Origin of the sequence: Streptomyces sp. E11-3, from assembly GCF_046540415.1 — a bacterium.
In the GTDB taxonomy this organism is placed as follows: domain Bacteria; phylum Actinomycetota; class Actinomycetes; order Streptomycetales; family Streptomycetaceae; genus Streptomyces.
In genome coordinates this window covers 1,773,894-1,792,093 of the sequence record NZ_JAZGRL010000002.1, presented here as the reverse complement: position 1 = coordinate 1,792,093, position 18,200 = coordinate 1,773,894, and the positions used below count along the sequence as shown (strand labels likewise).

General features: G+C 70.4%; 16 protein-coding genes. 10 read left to right on the top strand and 6 right to left on the bottom strand.

Translation table 11 applies throughout. The features are described 5' to 3' along the window. Positions 1-206 precede the first annotated feature (206 nt). Genes U9R90_RS27200 through U9R90_RS27190 form a run of 3 tightly spaced genes read right to left on the bottom strand, consistent with a single transcriptional unit; the run spans position 207 to position 2,687 of the window. Positions 207-704 (bottom strand): hypothetical protein, encoded by a 498-nt coding sequence (locus U9R90_RS27200; protein WP_411059319.1) that lies wholly within the window; start codon positions 702-704, stop codon positions 207-209. Next, positions 701-1,231 (bottom strand): RNA polymerase sigma factor, encoded by a 531-nt coding sequence (locus U9R90_RS27195; protein WP_411059318.1) that lies wholly within the window; start codon positions 1,229-1,231, stop codon positions 701-703. Before U9R90_RS27195 ends, U9R90_RS27200 begins: the two co-directional genes overlap by 4 nt. Further along, the gene (locus tag U9R90_RS27190; RefSeq protein ID WP_411059317.1) at positions 1,215-2,687 is read right to left on the bottom strand and encodes an alpha/beta fold hydrolase; all 1,473 of its coding nucleotides are present in this window, start codon (positions 2,685-2,687) and stop codon (positions 1,215-1,217) included. The genes U9R90_RS27195 and U9R90_RS27190 overlap by 17 nt, the downstream gene beginning before the upstream one ends. A 158-nt stretch (positions 2,688-2,845) precedes the next feature. Here U9R90_RS27190 and U9R90_RS27185 point away from each other — a divergent pair, with 158 nt between their 5' ends. The 5 genes from U9R90_RS27185 (at position 2,846) to U9R90_RS27165 (ending at position 9,257) form a co-directional block, all read left to right on the top strand. Continuing rightward, positions 2,846-5,080, top strand: a complete 2,235-nt coding sequence (locus tag U9R90_RS27185) for an acyl-CoA dehydrogenase (protein WP_411059316.1) — start codon at positions 2,846-2,848, stop codon at positions 5,078-5,080. A gap of 23 nt (positions 5,081-5,103) precedes the next feature. Continuing rightward, entirely contained in the window at positions 5,104-6,321 is a 1,218-nt protein-coding gene (locus tag U9R90_RS27180) for a lipid-transfer protein (protein WP_411059315.1), read from the top strand. Between the two features lie 144 nt (positions 6,322-6,465). Then, the gene (locus tag U9R90_RS27175; protein ID WP_411059314.1) at positions 6,466-7,890 is read left to right on the top strand and encodes an MFS transporter; all 1,425 of its coding nucleotides are present in this window, start codon (positions 6,466-6,468) and stop codon (positions 7,888-7,890) included. Positions 7,891-7,938: 48 nt separating this feature from the next. After that, positions 7,939-8,475: a SigE family RNA polymerase sigma factor gene (locus U9R90_RS27170; RefSeq protein ID WP_411059313.1), complete on the top strand. Its 537-nt coding sequence runs from the start codon at positions 7,939-7,941 to the stop codon at positions 8,473-8,475. Then, positions 8,475-9,257, top strand: a complete 783-nt coding sequence (locus tag U9R90_RS27165; RefSeq protein WP_411059312.1) for a hypothetical protein — start codon at positions 8,475-8,477, stop codon at positions 9,255-9,257. The genes U9R90_RS27170 and U9R90_RS27165 overlap by 1 nt, the downstream gene beginning before the upstream one ends. Positions 9,258-9,284: 27 nt before the next feature. Here the strand turns inward: U9R90_RS27165 and U9R90_RS27160 are convergent, their stop codons facing one another. Next, positions 9,285-9,920 carry a response regulator gene (locus U9R90_RS27160; RefSeq protein WP_411059815.1) on the bottom strand — a complete coding sequence of 212 codons (636 nt, stop codon included), beginning with the start codon at positions 9,918-9,920 and terminating at the stop codon, positions 9,285-9,287. 152 nt (positions 9,921-10,072) lie between these two features. Here U9R90_RS27160 and U9R90_RS27155 point away from each other — a divergent pair, with 152 nt between their 5' ends. From U9R90_RS27155 to U9R90_RS27140, 4 genes are all read left to right on the top strand, one after another. Further along, positions 10,073-10,375 (top strand): hypothetical protein, encoded by a 303-nt coding sequence (locus U9R90_RS27155; protein ID WP_411059311.1) that lies wholly within the window; start codon positions 10,073-10,075, stop codon positions 10,373-10,375. Positions 10,376-10,660: 285 nt separating this feature from the next. Continuing rightward, entirely contained in the window at positions 10,661-11,518 is an 858-nt protein-coding gene (locus U9R90_RS27150) for a MaoC/PaaZ C-terminal domain-containing protein (RefSeq protein ID WP_411059310.1), read from the top strand. 98 nt (positions 11,519-11,616) lie between these two features. Then, positions 11,617-12,693 carry a Zn-dependent alcohol dehydrogenase gene (locus U9R90_RS27145; protein WP_411059309.1) on the top strand — a complete coding sequence of 359 codons (1,077 nt, stop codon included), beginning with the start codon at positions 11,617-11,619 and terminating at the stop codon, positions 12,691-12,693. Between the two features lie 102 nt (positions 12,694-12,795). Beyond that, a complete protein-coding gene (locus U9R90_RS27140; RefSeq protein ID WP_411059308.1) occupies positions 12,796-13,737 on the top strand; it encodes a 3-oxoacyl-ACP reductase in 942 nt (313 codons plus the stop codon). 230 nt (positions 13,738-13,967) lie between these two features. On the opposite strand, the gene U9R90_RS27135 is transcribed toward U9R90_RS27140, so the two are convergent. Then, complete coding sequence (locus tag U9R90_RS27135) at positions 13,968-15,134, bottom strand: hypothetical protein (protein WP_411059307.1); 1,167 nt, start codon at positions 15,132-15,134, stop codon at positions 13,968-13,970. Positions 15,135-15,377: 243 nt separating this feature from the next. On the opposite strand from U9R90_RS27135, the gene U9R90_RS27130 reads away from it, so the two are divergent. Then, the gene (locus tag U9R90_RS27130; RefSeq protein WP_411059306.1) at positions 15,378-16,409 is read left to right on the top strand and encodes an ABC transporter substrate-binding protein; all 1,032 of its coding nucleotides are present in this window, start codon (positions 15,378-15,380) and stop codon (positions 16,407-16,409) included. An 84-nt stretch (positions 16,410-16,493) separates the two neighbouring features. Here U9R90_RS27130 and U9R90_RS27125 read toward each other — a convergent pair whose 3' ends face one another. Beyond that, positions 16,494-17,402 (bottom strand): aminoglycoside phosphotransferase family protein, encoded by a 909-nt coding sequence (locus U9R90_RS27125; protein ID WP_411059305.1) that lies wholly within the window; start codon positions 17,400-17,402, stop codon positions 16,494-16,496. Positions 17,403-18,200 lie beyond the last annotated feature (798 nt).

The window sequence follows — 18,200 nt, the reverse complement described above, 5'->3', positions numbered from 1 at the left end:
CCCGATGCCCCTGCCCCCGACCCCGAGACCGACGCCCTCGCCCTCGACTCCGACGCCCGCGTCAGGATCTGGAACACCGAGGACGGCCTGGCCGCCATCGATCCGGGTGCCCGCCGCGCGCTCTGGTCCCCGGTGGAGTTTCCGCTCCTGCGGGCGTGACCGCACTTTCGTGTCACGCTCGGTTTCGTGTCGCGCCCGGTTTCGCGTCATGCCCGGTCCCGTACGCGCTCCTCCAACCGCCCTGCCGCACCGATCAGTTCGCGACGCGCCCCGAACGGCACGATCGCCGTACGGCCGGGAACCCGAACGCCGCCCGTGAGGGCCACCCGCGTGCCCTCCGGGCCGGGCGCCGCGGCCATGCCGATGATCAGGAAGCGGCTCTGCAGCCAGCACCAACCGGGCCTGAGGACACCGTGGAAGCGGGCCCGCAACCCGTACCGGCTGCGGGCCACGGCCTCGACGCGGTCGCCTTCGACACGCACGACCCGTACCGTCCGCATGTCCGGCTGGAAGCGGCCGAACTCGCCTTCCAGGTCGGACATCACCGCCCAGACCTCGTCGAGCGGGGCCGTGATGACCCGCTCGACGATGTGCGCTCCGCGGACTCCCGCGCCCATGACGTGCAGCCGCTGGACGTTGTCGATGTCGGAGGTCGGCCACGGGACCGAACCGCTCGTGTCGCCGTTGGTGTCGTCGCCGGTCATGAGGACCACGCCCTTCGGAAGCTCACCCGGGCGCGATGCAGCCGGGACTTGACGGTGCCGGTGGGGACGTCGAGGAGCGCCGCGGCGGACTCCTCGTCCAGCCCTTCGACGTCCCGCAGGACCAATACGGCGCGCTGGCCGGGTGTCAGCCGGGTCAGGACGTCCTGGATGTCGGTGGCGAGCTGTGGGTCGCCGCGCGCCGGGAGTTCGGCGAGCTCGGCCGGGCGGGCCCGCGCGGCGCGTCGCGCGACTCGTACCGCCTCGCGTACGGCGATGGCGCGCACCCAGCCGTACAGGGTCTCCGGCTCGCGCAGCGAGCGCAGCGACCGGAACACCGCCACCAGCGCTTCCTGAGTGGCGTCGGGGCCGTCGTCGAGCGCGATCGGGGTGCAGATGCGTGTGATGTACGGGGTGAGGTGGTCGAGCAGGTCGTGCATCGCGAGGGTGTCGCCGCCGCGTGCGGCGCGGGCCAAGTCCACGCCACGGTCCGGGACCTGCTCATCGGCCTGCTCAGCGGTCGCTGTCACGGAGGAAGTCTTCCATCAGGTCGCTCACCGGTTCGGCGCAGTCCAGGGTCAGCCCGTGCCCGCAGCCGTCGAGTTCCCGTACCCGCGCGTCGGGCAGCAGTTCGGCGAACCGCTTGGCCTGGGACACGGGCAGGGTGCTGTCCTGCTTGCCCCAGATGAGCAGGACGGGTTGCCGGGTTTCCGGGAGCGCGGCCTCGGTCTCGCTCCAGTCGAGCCCGCGCTCCAGGCGGTAGACCGCGCGGCGGTTGTCTTCGAAGGTGGCCGGGGTCCAGGCCGTGTCCACCAACTCGTCGGTGACCAGGTCCTTGTCGTTGACGAGGGTCCTGCGCAGCGATGCTTCGGCGCTGGAGCGCCCGGATCCGAGGTTCATCAGCAGCTCGCCCACCACCGGCAGCTTCAACGCCTCCCACATCACAGGGTCGCGTTCGTCCAGGCCTGAGGGGGCGAGCAGCGCGAGCCGACTGACGCGCTCGGGGTGGCGCTGGGCGTACGCCAGGGCCCAACCGCCGCTCCAGGAGTTGCCCGCGAGCGCCACCTCGGGCAGTTCCATCGCGTCCAGGAAGCTGCCGATCGCGGTGGTCATCCCGCCCAGGTCCCAGCCGAGTTCGTCGTCGCGCAGCTCGGTGAAGCCGTGCCCCGGCAGGTCCACGACGTACACCGTGTGCGTACGGGACAGGGTTTCGAGCTGGTGCTGCCAGGCGTACGTCCAGGAGGCGCCGGGCGACAGCAGGACCACGGGGGAGCCCTTGCCACGCTGGTTGTAGTGGAAGCGGGCCACGGGAGTCTCGACGTACTTCGACTTGACCACGTCCTGGTACGGCACTTGGCGGTCACGCTGCTCGGCCGGTGCGTAGGCGTACGCGCCGAGCAGCACCAAGCCGGTGAGCGCCAACGGCAGCCCAAGGGCCGTACGCCGGACCCATACCCGGCGCCCTGACCTGCCGCCCCAGACCCCCGCGAGCCGGGCGGCGGCCACCCCGAAGCCCAGGCACACGGGCGTGTAGAGCACCAGGTTGAGCCAGTAGAACGCGGAACCGCCCGCGCCGTCCCCGACCCCGAACACCCACACCAGCCCGACCAGGCCCCGCACCAGCAGCCCGGCCGCGACCAGCAACGTGACCAGTCCCCACAGCGGGCGGACGCGCGGGCCGCCGCGCCCCAGGCCCCGGGCGAGCACGGCGGCGGCCGCGGTGAACAGCAGGGCGGCCAGCGGCAGGAGCACCCGTGGAGTGAACGGCACCACGCCGCCCAGAACCGCCAGCGACAGGGCCCGGTCGTCCGGGGCGGGCCAGGTCAGCCCGGTCGCCCAGTACAGGTGCAGCAGACCGTCGGTGGCGAGCAGCCCGGCGAGCGCCTGGCCTGTGCGCAGCCGTCCCGTGCGCTGTTCCCCCGAGTCCAACGAGTGCTGTTCCCGTGTGTGCCGTTCTTCCGTACGCCGTTCTGAGATGTCAACCACGTGTGCCCCCTCGGGTGGTGATGAGCCGACGCCCAAAAGAGGACCGGTACCGGGCGAACGTTCCATGTGTGTCGCGTCACATCGCGGCGCCTCCTGAATTCTCGATCCCCGGCTATCTGACCTTCCGTCAGATTGAAACGTGTTCTAGTCTGCCCGGCATGGCGATCGGAGTCACGCGAGAGCAACGCGAGTTGGCCGATGCGGTACGGGGCTGGCTGGGCCGGGCCGTGCCGCCCGAGGAAATCCGCAAGCTGCTTGACGCACCGTCAGGGGGGAGTGGCCGGCCCGGTTACTGGGCCGGGCTCGCCGAACAGGGCCTGCTTGGGGTCCAGTTGCCCGAGTCGTACGGCGGCGGGGGCGGCGACCTCGTAGACCTGGCCGTGGTGCTCGAAGAGGCGGCGCGGGCCGCGCTGCCGGGGCCGTTCCTCGCGAACGCGGTGGCGGCGCAGGTGCTGTACCGGGCCGGGGCCCAGCCGCTCGCGGCCGCACTGGCGAGCGGGGAGCGGATCGGGGCCGTCGCGCTCGGCGCCGGGACGCTGACGGCGGTGGCGGCCGAGGACGGCTACGTACTGGACGGCGCCGCGCCCCCCGTGCTGTCCGGCGCCGAGGCCGATCTGCTGCTGGTCGCGGCCGAGTCGGCGGCCGGAACGCTCTGGGTCGCCGTCGACGCGGCCGCGCTTACCGTACGGACGCACGACAGCGCCGATCCGACCCGGCCCACCGCCGAGGTGACGGCCGACGGGGTCCAGGTGCCGCGGAGCCGGGTGCTGGACGTCGACTCCGGGTACGTACGCGACCTCGCGGCCGTCCTCTTCGCCGCCGACGCGTGCGGTACGGCGGGCTGGGCGCTGCACACCGCCGCCGAATACGCCAAGGTGCGGGAGCAGTTCGGGCGGCCCATCGGGCAGTTCCAGGGGATCAAGCACCTCTGCGCGGACATGCTCGTACGGGTCGAACAGGCGCGGGCGCTGGCCTGGGACGCCGCCAGGGCGGCCGATGGCGGGCCCAATGGCGGGTCCGATGGCGTGCCCGATGAGGCGTCCGCTGGCGGGTCCGGTGACGCGCCCGCTGACGCGCCCGACGTACGGGGCCTGGTCGCCTCGCTCGCCGGAGCCACGGCGCTCGACGCCGCGTACAGCTGCGCCAAGGACTGCATCCAGATACTCGGCGGGATCGGCTTCACGTGGGAGCACGACGCCCATCTGTACCTGCGCCGGGCCGTCGTCGCCAGGCAACTGCTCGGCGCCGGTGACACCCATCGGCTGCGGGCCGTACGGCTCGCCGAGAGCGGCACGCGCAGGGAGCTGCGCCTCGAACTCCCGGAGGCGGCCGACGCGTACCGGCGCGAGGCCAGAGAAGTGATCGCCACCGTCCGGGGGTTGGACCCGGGGGCGGTGCGCCGTACCCTCGCCCCCACCGGCTACGCGGCCCCGCACCTCCCCGAACCGTACGGACTCGGCGCCGGACCGCTCCAGCAGCTGGCCGTCCAGCGGGAGTTGGCGGCGGCCGGGGTCAAGCTCAGCGAACTGGGCATCGCCACCTGGGTGGTGCCCTCGCTCATCGCGTACGGGAGTGCAGAGCAGCGGGACCGGTTCATCGGGCCCACGCTGCGGGGCGAGGTGCTGTGGTGCCAGCTGTTCAGCGAGCCGGGCGCCGGGTCGGACCTGGCCTCGCTGCGGACCAAGGCGGAACGCGTCCCCGAGGGCTGGCGGATCAACGGGCAGAAGGTGTGGACCAGCGCCGCCCAGTGGGCCGACTACGGGATCCTGCTCGCCAGGACCGACCCGGACGCCCCCAAGCACCAGGGCCTCACGTACTTCGTCCTGGACATGAAGAACACTCCGGGCATCGACATCCGGCCGCTCAAGGAGATCACCGGGGACTCCCTCTTCAACGAGGTCTACTTCGACGACGTGCTCCTCCCGGCCGACGCCGTGGTCGGCGAGCTGAACAACGGCTGGAAGGTCGCCCGTCACACTCTCGGCAACGAACGCGTCCATATGGCAGACCAGTTGACCTTTGACACGGGGCTGGAGGCGCTGCTCGCACGGGCGGGTGAGCTGGACGGTGCGTACCGCGCGCGGATCGGCGCGCTCGTCGCGGAGGCGCACGCGCTCGCCTGTATCGGGCTGCGGACGACCCTGCGGCAGGTGGCGGGCGCCGAACCGGGCGCCGGCGCATCCGTACGCAAGCTCGTACAGACCCCGCACCAGCAGAAGGTCGCCGAACTGGCCCTGGAACTGCTCGGCCCTGCGGGCGCGGTGCGCGAAGGGGCCGGGGAGCGGGCGGTGCACGGGTTCCTGCTCTCCCGCTGTCTGACCATCGCGGGCGGCACCACGCAGGTGCAGCTGAATGTCGTCGCCGAGCGCCTGCTCGGCCTGCCCAGGGACTGAAGGAGTCGAGTGGAGTGGTAGCGGTGAAGAGCTACATCGTCGGTGTCGGCATGACGAAGTTCGAGAAGCCCGAGTCGCGCGACTGGCAGTACTGGGACATGGCCAAGGAGGCCGGGACCAAGGCCCTTGCGGACGCCGGGATCTCGTACGACCTGGTGGAGCAGGTGCCCGTCGGGTACTGCTTCCAGGCCTCCACGGCCGGGCAGCGCGCGGTGTACGAACTCGGGCTGAGCGGCGTACCCGTCTACAACGTCAACAACAACTGCGCGACCGCCTCCACCGCGCTGATGATGGCCCGGCAGTTCGTCGAGGGCGGACTGAACGACTGCGTACTGGCGCTCGGCTTCGAGAAGATGGCGCGGGGGGCGCTCGGCGGCGGGTCCGACGGCGGAGACTTCAAGACCTCACCGGTCGCCCGGCACTACGGGATCATGGCCGCCCGGCACGGCTTCGAGATGACCCCGCCCACCGCGCAGATCTTCGGCGACGCGGCCCGCGAGCACACGGAGCTGTACGGCACCACCGAGGCGCAGCTCGCGGCCGTCGGCGCCAAGAACCACCGGCACTCGGCGCACAATCCGTACGCCCAGTTCCAGGACGTGTACTCGGTCGACGAGATCCTCGCCGCGAAGACCATCCACCGTCCGCTGACCAAGCTCCAGTGCTCGCCGACATCGGACGGCTCGGCCGCCGCCGTGGTGGTGTCGGAGCGCTTCGTGGAGCGGCACGGTCTCGCGGACCGCGCCGTGGAGATCGCCGCGCAGGCGATGACCACCGACACCCCGGAGTCCTTCGACTCCGGGTCCTGTATCGACGTCGTTGGGAAGCCGATGTCGAGAGCCGCGGCGGCGCAGGTGTACGAGGCGTCCGGCCTCGGCATCGAAGACGTGGACGTGATCGAACTGCACGACTGCTTCTCGATCAACGAGCTCCTGACGTACGAGGCGCTCGGCATGTGCGCGGACGGCGAGTCCGGCAAGCTCGTGGAGTCCGGCGCGACGACCTACGGCGGCCGCTGGGTGGTCAACCCCTCCGGCGGCCTGATCTCCAAGGGCCATCCACTCGGCGCGACCGGGCTCGCCCAGGCCGCCGAACTGACCTGGCAACTACGCGGCACGGCAGGGGAGCGACAGGTGCCGGGGGCACGGGTGGGCCTCGCGCACAACATCGGCCTGGGCGGGGCGGCGGTGGTCACGCTGCTGCGGAGGCCGTCCGCAACCTCCAGTCGGTCCGGTGTTTGAGGGCATCTCTTGAGAGCCCGGCTGGTCGGTTGAGGCCTTTCGGGAGGGGGCGGGGTGGGGGAAGAGTCCTAAGCCCAGCGACCTACGGCCGATGCATCGAAACCCCGATGCGTCGCTTGAGTCTCGCCTGAGACCATGACCGTCATGGTCCAAGCCCCCTCCGACACTTACCTACCCGCCGCCGAGAAGAAGTCCGTACCGACGTGGGCCGTGGTCCTGGCCGCCTGCGCAGGCCAGTTCCTCGTCGTACTGGACGTGTCGGTGGTGAACACCGCGCTGCCCTCCATGCGCGCCGACCTGCAGATGAGCGCGATCGGCCTGCAGTGGGTGGTCAACGCCTACTCGATCGCCTTCGCCGGATTCATGCTGCTCGGCGGCCGGGCCGGCGACCTCTTCGGGCGTAAGCGGATGTTCCTGGTCGGACTCGGGCTGTTCACGGCCGCCTCGCTCGCGGGCGGGCTCGCGCAGGCCGAATGGCAGCTGCTGGTGGCGCGGGCGGTACAGGGCCTGGGCGCGGCGGTGTTGGCGCCTTCGACCCTGACGATCCTCACGTCGGCGGTGCCGGAGGGGCCCGCCCGGGTACGGGCGATAGGGACCTGGACCGCGGTGGGCGCCGGTGGCGGGGCGGCCGGCGGGCTGGTCGGCGGCGCGCTCACCGATCTGCTGTCGTGGCGCTGGGTGCTGCTGATCAACGTGCCGATCGGCGCGCTGGTCCTGATCGCCGCGGCGCTGTGGATCAGCGAGAGCCGGGCGGGCGGCGGACACCGCCTCGACCTGCCGGGCGCTCTGCTGGTCACGGGCGGCCTGGCCACCTTGGCGTACGGCATCGTGCAGACCGAGTCCGAGGGCTGGACGGCGCCCGCGACGCTGGTGCCGCTGTCCGCCGGGCTGGTCCTGCTCGGGTCGTTCCTGGCGGTCGAGGCGCGTACGAGGGTGCCGCTGATGCCGTTGAAGCTGTTCCGGGTGCGGTCCGTGTCGGCCGCCAACGTCTCCATGTTGATCTGCGGCGGCGCCATGTTCGCCATGTGGATGTTCATGACCCTCTACGCGCAGAACGTACTCGACTACTCACCGCTGGAGGCCGGGCTCGCGCTCGTTCCGTCCTCTCTGACCGTGATCGTGGGCTCCAAGCTCGCCCCGCGGCTGATGCCGCGGCTCGGCGCCAAGAACGTCTCGCTGATCGGCATGCTGGTGTCCGCGTCCGGCTTCGGCTGGCAGTCGACGATGACCGCCGACGGGACGTACGTCACCTCGATCATGCTGCCCGGCATCCTGATGATGCTGGGCGCCGGCCTCGCCGCGACACCGCTCGCCTCGCTCGCCACATCGGGCGCGGACCCGTCCGACGCGGGCCTGGTCTCCGGCCTGATCAACACCTCCCGCACGATGGGCGGCGCGCTCGGTCTCGCGGTGCTCTCCACGGTCGCGGCGGCGGTGACCGGTGGCGTGGACACGGCCGAGGCGCTGACCTCCGGCTATGCGATGGCGTTCCGTACGAGTGGGGCGATCCTGCTCTTCGGTGCGCTGCTGACGCTGGCGTGGATGCCGCGGAGCAAGCCTCAGCGCTGAGGCAACGGTTTCGGTCCCCCATGGACTCCAATATGCGAGGAGGTACTCATGGGGGAGCGAAAGCAGTCCTTGGACGAGGAGTTCCAGGGGTTCGTCAGGAGCCGCTGGTCACAGCTGATGCGTACGGCCTTTCTTCTTACGGGGGAGCAGCACGCCGCCGAGGACCTGGTGCAGTCGTCCTTGGAGCGGACGTATGTGTCCTGGCGGAAGGTGAGCGCCGCCGGTGATCCGGACGCGTACGTGCGACGCATCATGGTCAACGCCCATGCGCGCAGACACCGCAGAAAGCTCAAGGAGTTCCTGTCGCTGCAGGACTCGGCACCGGTACTGGACACACCTGAGCGCGGCGACCGGATGGCGCAGGCCGATGACCGGGCCGCGCTGCTGCGGGGCCTCGCGCAACTTCCGGCGCGCCAGCGGGAAGCGGTGGTGCTGCGGTACTGGGAGGACCTGAGTGAGACCCAGACCGCCGAGGCCATGGGCTGCTCGGTGGGCACCGTGAAGAGCAACGCCGCCAAGGGGATCGCCAAGCTGCGGGCCATACCCGCACTGACCGAGAAGGTCGGAAGCCGAGGGGTGAGGTAATGACCAGGGAACAGGACACGGCGCACCACGACATCGCCCTCCGGCTCGCGGACGCGGCGGACGAGGTCGAGGTCGGTATAGCCCCGTACCAGGCGGTCATCCGCGGCGGCAGGCGGCGCAAGGCACGCCGCTGGGTGGTCGGGGCCGTGGCGGCGCTGGTGATCGCGGGCTCCGCGGGGTCGCTGGCCTCCGCCATGGTGGAGGGGCGCGAGGAGGCGCGTCCGGCGGTGCAGCAGAAGACGGCGGACCAGCGGCATGTGTATGTGCCGCAGCGCACCGAGCTCGGCGCGTTCGAGGTGGAGGTCTGGGGTGCGCCGCTGAGCAAGTCCGAAGCCCGCGAGCAGAAGGAGCGGATGATCGAGGCCGGGGTGTGGGAGGCGCGGCAGGCCGATCCGGTACCGGAGCTCGGGGTGGCTTGGTACGTGGTGGTCGCCGCCGGGGCCGGGGACGGTACGGGCCAGAGGAAACCGCTGATGAGCGGCTTCGCGGACGAAGACGGCCTCGGCAGCGACGGCATGGGCTTCCAGTCGGGCGAGATGACGGTGAACGGAAGGCCGGTGATCGTGGGCCACGTCGGTCTGCGGGTGAAGCGCGTCGTGTACGAGTACGACGACACCGAGGGGGGCAACGCAAAGACCGTCGAGACACCGCTGACGCGTGTGGCCGGGGTCAAGGACCAGTGGTTCACGATGGGCCTCGACCACCTGACGGGCAACGACCGCCTCGTGGCCATCCGGCTCTACGACGCGCAGGGCAAGGCGAGGACGGTGAAGACAGACTGACCGACGTGCCAATCGAAGCGCGGCCCGTCAGAGCCAGCCCCGCTGGTGGGCCTCCCGTACCGCCTCCCTTCGGTCGCGGGTGCCGGTCTTGCCGATCGCCGACGACAGCGAGGCGTCTACGGTCGACTCCGACAGCCGCAGCTTGGCCGCGATGTCGGCGACCGTCGCGCCGTCGTCCTCCGATGCGCTGAGGACATCGCACTCGCGCTCGGTGAGAGGGCTGGGCGCCGAGCTCAGCGCGGTCGCTTCGAGTGCCGGGTCGATGACCGTCTCGCCGCACAGCGCCCGCCGGATCGCCCCGGCCAGCTCCTCCACCGGGCCGTCCTTCACCAGGAGGCCCACCGCGCCGACCTCCATCGCGCGGCGCAGATATCCGGGCCGTCCGAAGGTGGTGAGGATCAGCACCCGGCAGTCGGGGCACTCGTCCCGTAGCTCGGCCGCCGCGTCCAGGCCGCTGCGGCCCGGCAACTCGACGTCGAGCAGCGCCACGTCGGGGCGCGCGGTGAGCGCCGCGTCCACGATCTTGTCGCCCGCGCCGACCTGGGCGACGACCTCGATGTCCGGCTCCATGCCGAGTAGCAGGGCGAGGCCGCCCCGCGTCATGCCCGGGTCCTCCGCCAGGAGAACTCTCACGGACTTTCCCGGCCGGTGATCGTGCGGCATCTCATCCACGGCCCTAGCGTACGGCGGGCCCGTTATATGGCGGGAATTCAGACTGTTGCTCTCCGTGTCGCAACGAATACTGTCCTGACCCCGAGGGGCGGCAAAGTGTCCCGAGGTACGGCAAGTGTCCCCTACGTGTAGGAGCGTTTCGCATGGCCATCATTCAGACTGGCAGCCTGGAACTCGACTCCAGGTCGGACACGGAACTCAAGGGTGGAAACACCTCTTCGTTCACCCAGGTGACCTTCCCGACGCCTTTCCCCGCCGGGTCGAAGGTGAACGTGATCCCGATGGTCCAGACGTTCAACGGCCAGGAAACCCCGGGCATCCGCATCGCCGAAGTCACGCCTCAGGGGTTCCTGATCCGCTTCAACGAGCTGGTGGGCGGAGGTAAGGCCCTCTCGGACGGCAGGCACATCACCGAGACGGTCGGCTGGATAGCGACGACCGTCTGACGCACTCGGCCTGACGGTGCTCGACCAGCGCGGCTCCCAGTCGGTGACGGCCTGATCTGACATTGCGTCAGGAGTCTTCACAAGTGCTGGGGGCTGCGTTATACATGGGATCACCGGCCTAGAACGCGTTCTAGAACGTCCGGAACGGTGGTTCCCGCCGGTCAGATACGACCTCGGTGCGGCCGACGGTGCGGACGGCCGCACCGAGGTCTTTCCACGTACGCAGCAGCACGCCGTAAGCAGCACCCGCAAGCAGCCGTCAGCAGCGCAAGGAGCCGCGTCCCTATGCCCATTGATGCCGCAAAGGCCGTCGCCGCCGAGCCCCGCAGCACCGACATCGCCTGGGGTCACAAGGACATCCAGCTCTACCACCTGGGCCTTGGCGCGGGCGTGCCCGCGACCGACCCCGACGAGCTGCGCTACACACTTGAGTCCCGGCTGCAGGTGCTGCCCAGCTTCGCCACGGTCGCGGGCGGCGGGATGGCGGTGGCCGGTGGGCTCTCCGCGCCCGGTATCGACGTGAACCTCGCACATGTGCTGCACGGCGGCCAGACGGTGACGCTGCACCGGCCGATCCCAGTCCAGGGCAAGGCCGTTCAGACGTCGACGATTCCGGCCGTATACGACAAGGGCAAGGCCGCAGTCATCGTGATGCGCTCCGATGTCGCGGACGACGACGGCCCGCTGTGGACCTGCGACACCCAGATCTTCGTCCGCGGCGAGGGCGGCTTCGGCGGCGAGCGCGGCCCGTCCGTACGCACCGAACTCCCGGACCGCGCACCGGACATCGAGGTGGAGAAGCCCATCCGCGAGGAGCAGGCGCTCCTCTACCGCCTCTCCGGCGACTGGAACCCGCTGCACGCCGACCCCGAGTTCGCCAAGCTCGCCGGGTTCGACCGGCCGATCCTGCACGGGCTGTGCTCGTACGGCATGACGCTGAAGGCCGTGGTGGACGCGGCACTCGGTGGCGATGTCTCCCGGGTGCGCGGCTACACCACGCGTTTCGCCGGGGTGGTCTACCCCGGCGAGACCCTGCGGGTCCGGATGTGGCGGCAGGACGGCGGCACGATCCAGGTCTCGGTCACGGCGGTGGAGCGGGACGACGCGCCGGTGCTGGCCGACACGACCGTCGAGCACTCCTGAGCCGGACATCTCCTGAGCCGGACACAAGCCGTGGATATCCGAGCCGAACGAGCCGAATGAGCTGAATACCTCCGAATACCTCCGAGGGGAGCCGTACCGTGCGCGCAGCCGTACTGCACGAGATTGGGCAGGACAAGCTCGAAGTACTCGACGACGTCGAGACGGTGGGCTTTGGTCCCGGCAAGGTGAAGATACGCGTCAGGGCCACCGGCCTGTGCCACTCGGACATCTCCGCGATGAATGGCGTACTGCCGCAGCCCGCCCCCTTCATCCCCGGGCACGAGGGCGCGGGCGAGGTGCTCGACGTCGGTGACGGGGTGACCGGGCTCAGTCCGGGCGACCGGGTGCTGGTGTGCTGGCTGCCCCCGTGCGGCAGCTGCCCCGCCTGCAAGCGCGGCCAGACCCAGCTGTGTCTGGCCGGGTTCATGAACGCGGGCACGCCCAACTTCAAGCGCCCCGGCGGTGATGTCTTCGGCTTCGCGGGCACCGGCACCTTCACCGAGGAGGTCGTGGTCGCGGCGGGGTGCGCGGTACCGATCCCGGACGACGTGCCGTTCGACATCGCCGCGCTGATCGGCTGCGGGGTGACCACCGGGCTCGGTGCCGCCATCAACACCGCGGACGTGGCGGCTGGTTCGTCGGTGGCCGTCATCGGCTGCGGGGGCGTCGGGATCTCCGCGATCCAGGGCGCCAGACTCAAGGGCGCGGCCCAGATCGTCGCCGTCGACCCGGTGGCATCGCGGCGCGAGGCGGCGCTTAGGTTCGGCGCGACGGAGGCGGTGGCGCCGGACGACCTGGCCGACGCCAAGCAGCGGATCACCGCGGGCGAGGGCTTCGACTACGTCTTCGAGGTCGTCGGCAAGTCGGCCACCACCAGGACCGCGTACGAGACGACCAGGCGCGGCGGGACCCTGTGCGTGGTCGGCGCGGGCGCCATGGACGACTTCCTCCAACTCAACATGTTCGAGCTGTTCTTCGACGAGAAGCGCATCCTGCCCTCGCTGTACGGCGGCGGGGACGTCCTCACCTCGTACGAACGGGCCATCGCCCTGTGGCGGGCGGGCCGGATCGACCTGGCGGGCCTGATCACGCACCGTGTACAACTCGGCGAGATCAACGAGGCGCTCGACCAGATGCGGACCGGGGACGCGCTCCGTACCTGCATCGAGATCTGAACCAGCATCGAGATCTGAACCAGCATCGAGATCTGAACCAGCATCGAGACGAGAACTCGCATCGAGCTCTGAACCCGGACCGTCAGCTGAGGGGATCTATCCATGTCACAGCCGCTGGAGGGCTTGTCCGCGATCGTCACCGGTGCGGGCCGTGGGCTCGGCCGCGCCGAGGCGGTCGAGCTGGCCCGGCTCGGCGCGAGCGTCGTCGTCAACGACTTCGGGAAGCCGGGCCGAGACGGTTCGGGGGAGGCTTCCCAGGGCCCCGCCGATGAGGTCGCGGCCGAGATCCGGGCCGCCGGCGGGCAGGCCGTCGCGCACCTGGGCGATGTCGCCGACCACGAACAGGCCCGCGCACTGGTGCGGTTGGCGGTGGACACGTACGGAAAGCTGGACATCCTGGTCAACAACGCGGGCATTCTGCGGGACCGGATGGTCTTCTCGATGAGTGAGGACGAGTGGGACTCGGTGATCCGCGTCCACCTCAAGGGCCACTTCAACACGACCCACTTCGCGTCGGCGCACTGGCGGGAGCGGAGCAAGGCGGCGGGCGGGCCGGTCTACGGCCGGATCGTGAACACCTCGTCCGAGGCGTTCCTCGCGGGCTCCGCGGGGCAGCCCAACTACGCGGCGGCCAAGGGCGGCATCGTGGGTCTGACGACCTCCACCGCGCTGGCGCTCGGCAAGTACGGTGTGACGGCCAACGCGATCTGCCCACGGGCCAGGACCCGGATGACCGAGGACGTCTTCGAGGGTTTCCAGGAGCCGGTCGGCGACGAGCTCGACCCGCTGGCGCCCGAGCATGTCGCGCCGCTGGTCGGCTATCTCGCCTCACCGGCCGCCGGCCGGGTCAACGGGCAGCTGATGGTGGTGCACGGCGGCATGGTGGCGATCGTGGAACGGCCCAGGGTGGCGGCGAAGTTCGACACCGCGAAGGGCGTGTTCAGCCACGCCGAGCTGGACGAGCTGATTACTCCGTACTACGCGGACCGTCCGCCGAACGAGACGTTCGCGGCGGCGGAGGTGCTGGGCCTGAAGCACGGGTAGCCGCAGCTTCCCGCGGATGCGGACTCCGGTGCGGATTCCGATGCGGGGGTGGGGGCGGGNCCTCCTGGGCGGCGGCGGGGCCGCGGTGCTTGCCGTGCCCGGCGGGCGCGTCCGGCATGTCCCACGCGTCCCGCGTGTTCGGTGTGTCCAGCTCCATCGGGACAGTGCTGCTCTCGGTCATCGGAAAGGTCACCCCGTAAAGAAGATCGTCGTACGACAGCCGGGTGATTCTAACCGGCCGTCACCCGCCCGGTGAGTGGCGCCTGCTGCAAGGGAACCGGACGCTGAGCAGCCGCTCTCGGTGGTTCGGGGGACGGTTCGGGGACTGGTTCGGCGGGCGCCGCGGGGGGCGGGGTCAGCCGGGCGACACCGCACGGCACGGCCTCGGTGGAGTAGGGGAGTTGGAGGACCCCGTCGGCCGTCCACCGGCCGCTCCCGGCCAGCCAGCCCTCCGGTGCCGCGAGGTGCTGCGGCTGCCGCTGGCCGGGTCGCCACAGCGCGACCCAGGTGCCCGCCGCGCCGTCGACGCGCAACGCCACCGCGCACTGCTCCGGGGTCAGCAGCTGCCCGGGCTGTATGGCGAACGGCGCCACCGCGCAGTCCGCGATCCGCAGCGCGTCCGGGAAACGCACCGGCAGCGTGCTGCCCAGGACCCCCCAGCCGAGCCGGTCGTGCCCGGGCGCGTCGGAGCGGACCAGGATCAGCCCGCTGCCCGGGTCCGCGAGCAGCAGCCGGTCGTCGCTGTCCTCGGCGATCTGCAGCAGCGGCGTCATCTCGCCGCCCCGCTCCAGGTCGACGGCGACCGCCTTCGTCCGGCCCTCGTCCTCGCGGTCCAGGGCGAGCATCCGTCCCGTACGGTCCAGCCAGACGCCGCCCGAGCAGCGCCCGGGCACCTCCGCGACCAGCTCGGGCCCGAAGGCGCCGCCCGCCACCAGCCACAGGGCGGTGGTGTGTTCCCCTACCGCCAGGGCATAGGCGCGCGAGCCGCAGGGCGACGGCGGCAGCAGGCGCAGCGCCGCGCACTCCATGGCGCCGAGCGGCAGTTCGCCGGTGCCGGGGCCCGTCGGGTAGAGCAGCGAGAACATCTGCCGCCCGTCCACCGCGCGGTGGATGAGCACCCGGCCGTCGGTCATCGGCAGTACGCCGGTGCCGGGCTCTTCCGGCTGGTCGAGCGGGAGCGGCACCGCGTAGGGCTCGGGGCCGTCCAGGGTCCACCGCTCGGCTCGCCAGGCGTCGCCGGTGGCGTGCTCGCGCGCCAGCCGGGCGGCGTAGGACCCGTCCGCGGCGATGGTGAACTCCGCACCTGTCGCACTTGTTGCGCCTGCCGCGCCTGCCGTACTTGTCGCACCTGTCTCGCCTGTCGCGCCTGTCGCGCTGAGCTCCGTACAGACCGTCATCGAGAGGTCACCTCCGGCGACGAAGGTAGTTTTCGTACGCGCTGCCGTGGCATCGGGCGCCGCTCACTTCACACCAAAGGGTGGCGATGTCCCGATTCGCCTGAGGGGTGGGGGGTGGCTGTGCTGGACGAGACGGGAGCCACTAAGGTAAGGCACACCTAAGCGCCGCCTGGCGCCGTCTGAGCACCAACCCAGCGCCACCCAAGCACCAACCAAGCACGACTCGTGACCCCTGGAGCACTGATGTCCATACGACGCCGCGGCACCGCAGCCGTCGCCCTCGCCGCAGCCGGCGCACTCGTCCTCGGGGCGTGCTCGAGCGACGACGGCGGGTCGGACAAGTCGTCGACCGGCAGTGGCAGCAAGTCCGTCGCCCAGGGCGGCGACGACTTCACCAAGGCGGCCGAGCAGACGGCGAAGATGGGCACCACCGCCAAGGACGGCGAGTTCCCCCGGACCATCGAGCACGCCATGGGCAAGACCGAGCTCAAGGCCCAGCCGAAGCGGGTCGTCGTCCTGGACGTCGGCGAGCTCGACAACGTCGTCTCGCTCGGCATCAAGCCGGTCGGCTACGCCCCCACTGAGGGTGACGACGGCATCCCCGAGTACCTGAAGAAGGACGCCGGGAACCCCAAGAGCGTAGGCACGATCAACTCGCTCAACCTGGAAGCGATCAACAACCTCAAGCCGGACCTGATCCTCGGCAGCGAGCTGCGCGCAGCCAAGCTCTACCCGAAGCTCTCCAAGATCGCGCCGACCGTGTTCTCCATCCGCCCGGGCTTCACCTGGAAGGAGAACTACCTCCTCAACGCGGCCGCGCTGGACCGCACCAAGGAGGCCAAGGCCAAGCTCGACGCGTACGAGACGAAGGCGGCGAAGCTCGGCGATGACCTCGGCGAGAAGAAGCCGTCCGTCACGATGCTGCGCTACCTGCCGGGCATGATCCGCCTGTACGCGAAGGCCTCGTTCATCGGCATCATCCTTGAGGACGTCGGCGTGCCGCGCCCCAAGAACCAGCAGGTCAACGACCTCGCCACCGAGGTCAGCCCGGAGAAGATCGACGAGGCCGACGCGGACTGGATCTTCACAGGCGTCTACGGCGACGCCAAGCAGACCGACCGCGCCACCGCCGAGGGCAACCCCCTCTGGAAGAAGCTCCCCGCGGTCAAGAACGGCCAGGCCGTGAACGTCGCGGACGAGACCTGGTACCTGGGCCTCGGCGTCACCGCGGCCAACGAGGTCCTGGACGACCTGCGCGGCCACCTCGCCAAGTAGTTCCGCAAGACCCCGGCACCGCCGCCTTCTTCTTCGCGGTGGCGCCGGGGAGTCGGTGTGCCGGGGCGGACGAGGACGTCCGCCTCAGCCCGCCGCCTTCTCGTACTCATCGAGCGCCTCGCGCACCGCACGGTGGCCCACCGCCGCCAGCACCGGATTCGTGACGCGGTAGTGGTGCTCGGCCACGAGCCCGAAGCGCAGCGCCCAGCCCCGCCCCCGCGCCCATGTCGCGTCGTCCACCTCGGCGGCGGCGCGGAACAGTTCGCGGGTCCCGGCCGGGAACAGCGTCCAGGCGGCCATCATGTCGCACGCCGGATCGCCGACCCCGAGACAACCGAAGTCGATGACCGCGCTGAGCCTGCCGCCACGGGCCAGCAGATTGCCCGGCAACAGGTCACCGTGCACCCAGACCGGCTCCCCGCCCCACTGCGGAAGCCGTAGTACGTCCTCCCAAGCCGCGGTGGCAGCCTCCGCGTCCACCGTGCCGTCCGCCCCCAGGTCCAGAATGGCGGCCCGCACGCCCTCATCGCCCGCCCGCACCGGCTCGCCCCGATACGACACTGGACCACCCGTGGCGTCGACCCTCCGCAGCACGGCCGCGAACCGCCCCAACTCGACCGCCGCAGGCGCCATATCGACAAGCGGCTCGTCGTACACGTTCACACCCTCAAGCCACTCGAAGACCGACCACGGCAGCGGATAACCCTCACCGGGAACCCCCTGCCCCAGGGGAACCGGCACGGCCAGCGGAAGATGCGGCGCCAGATACGGCAACCACCGCTGCTCCTTGTCGACCTGCCGCGCCTCGCCGGGAAGCCGGGGCAGGCGTACGGCCATACCGTCCCCCAGCCGATACATGGCGTTGTCGGTACCGGCGGACTCGACGCGGGTGACGGGGAGTTCCGCCCACTCCGGAAACTGCGCCGCGACCAGCCGACGGACCAGGTCCGCGTCGATGTCGAGCTCATCGGCACGCATCTTCGCGCTGGACATCCAACTCCCCGTGGTCAAACGCGCACGACACGAGCGCCGCCGCGGAGCGGAGCCTAGCCAGCGGGCCGACGACGGTGCCATGGCTTTTCCCTCCGGCCGCGTACCGTGCGGCCTCATCCTCCGGGGCCTGTGGCCGGACCGGTGGGATGGTGGGACCGATAAGGCGGCGGACGAGTCGGCCTGTACGCCGGGGAGAGTCACCGCAGCGCTCTCACCTGCGTGAACATGCAGGATGGCCATCTCCATGGCTACTTTGATGGCTACGGATATTTCTGATCTTGCTCCGTGCCTGCATAGCCGTGGCTTCACTTTGCCCAGCACAATACCAACGAGCGCCTGAGCTCGTCAGGCCCCAGGAGGCGCGGGCGGGGCGAGGGCTTCGCCATGCAGGTACATCAGCCCGACCTGGGAGCGTCCAGCATATGGACATGATGCGTGATGTGCGTCACATGTCAGCGTCGGTCTGTGTCATAGGTTGGCTTCTCTGGTGAAGGTGTCTCCAGAATTCAGGCTCCAACCTGCGCCAGGCCGCGATTTGCTACGGACGGGCTTTCTCCTGACATCTGCTCGCGCGGGTCGACCGCGCGACCGGATTGATCCTTAAGCCGATCCCCAATCCGCGCTGGTGGCTTTGTTCTGGAGCACGTTCAATGGCCAGAGTCGGGCGCCCGGCCTCAGCCTTGGGCTTGCAGCGGCCCTCGGGAGACGGGTGCTCGCCCTTTCCGAAACGGCAAGTGTTGTGCTGTCTCAACAGAAGTTTGAGTGATCGGACATTTGATCTGACTCCCGCTCGCGGGC